The organism is Neobacillus mesonae (assembly GCF_023715155.1).
GTDB lineage: Bacteria > Bacillota > Bacilli > Bacillales > Cytobacillaceae > Neobacillus > Neobacillus mesonae_A.
Genome location: NZ_JAMBNQ010000084.1, coordinates 1 through 1,421 on the forward strand (window position 1 = coordinate 1; position 1,421 = coordinate 1,421).

At 38.4% G+C, this 1,421-nt stretch carries 1 protein-coding gene; it reads right to left on the reverse strand.

What is annotated here, in order from left to right; translation table 11 throughout:
• Window positions 1–37: 37 nt before the first annotated feature.
• Window positions 38–1,368 (reverse strand): IS3 family transposase gene (locus tag M3183_RS26475; protein WP_251475035.1). Its coding sequence is split into 2 segments (ribosomal slippage): window positions 38–996 and window positions 996–1,368, totalling 1,332 coding nucleotides; the frame shifts between segments, so codons are not numbered across the junction.
• Between the last annotated feature and the right edge of the window lie 53 nt (window positions 1,369–1,421).

The window sequence follows — 1,421 nt, forward strand, 5'->3', positions numbered from 1 at the left end:
AAGTGTACCCCTTGTAAAGGACATTTTAAAAAAAGGCCTAGGCTACCTGTAACAGATGATTCCTGTACTGTACAGGAGTCATCTTTTTTAGATTCCATTGATATCTAGTATGGTTATAGTGGCGGATATACCTGTCAATTTCTTTTTTAAGCTCCTCAAATGTTTTACATGCTTTAATGTCTACTTCATCTTTAAGATGACCAAAGAATGACTCGATGGGGGCGTTATCCCAACAGTTTCCTCTTCTAGACATGGATTGTTGTAATCCTAGTTTTCTAACCTGTTTCTGAAAATCCGGGTGTGTGTAATGAGTACCCTGATCAGAATGGATGAGGGCCTCTTTATCTTTCTTGAAATTTCTGTTCTTCTTCAATTTAGTAAGGGTATCTGTGGCCAAGTCCATGGTGATACGTCTTGACATATGATGTGCCAAAACTTCACCTGTAGACCCATCTTTAATAACGGACAAATAGGCTCTTTGTCCACTGTAATAGTTCAGGTAAGTGATATCTGTTAGAAGAACTTTGCCAGGTGTCTCCTGTTTAAATTGACGCTTTAGTAAGTTCGGAACCACTCGGTGTTCCTGAGTGGCTTTCATCATTCTCCGGTACGGATTTGCCTTCCTGATAGGGCAGACAATATCAAATTTTCTCATGATTCTACGGATCTTCTTCAAGTTGAAGATACACTGAAATTGACCCGCCAATGTCATTTTAATCTGGCGTGCCCCTTTCTTTTTTCCTTTAAAGTGAAAGGCCTTTAGAATCATTTCTTTAGCCTCTTCATCCTTCTTATCTTGCCGTTTCCTTTGTTCTACTGATTTAGCGGAGAAGTAATTATAGTACCCACTTCTCGAGACACCAGCCGTTTCACAAAGGTACTTCACCATGTGATTAAGACTGTATCTTTCAATCACTTCGCGAATCAGTAGATATTTCTGACTGGCAGGAAGCTTTATTTCCCGAGCCCCCTTTCTAACATTCGAATCTTTTTTAAAAGCTCATTTTCCGCTTCTAAAAGCTTTATCTTCGCTTCCATTCTTGCATATTTCTCTTCAAGTGTTAGTTCTTTTAATCGAGGTCTCCCAGAGCTGTCTTTTCTGGTATCTTTAAGGCCCAGCACTCCTTCAGCTTTATAAGCAGCTTTCCAGCGATCTGAAGCAGATTTAACTCTTTTTATACCAATAATATCAACATTAAACCCTGCTTCTTCAAAGATTTCTCTTGGAAGCTTTCCCTCACCGTATTCAGCAATAAAGTGTCGTTTAAATTCATCAGAGTACGTTATGCCTTTTGAACTTACTGTCTTAACATAACGGTTCTTAGATAGTGTTGCGATGTCTTTCTCTGTAAACAGTTTTTTACTCATAATTCTCCGTCTCCATGTATATCTCTATGTTGTTCTTTAAATTATACAAAAAA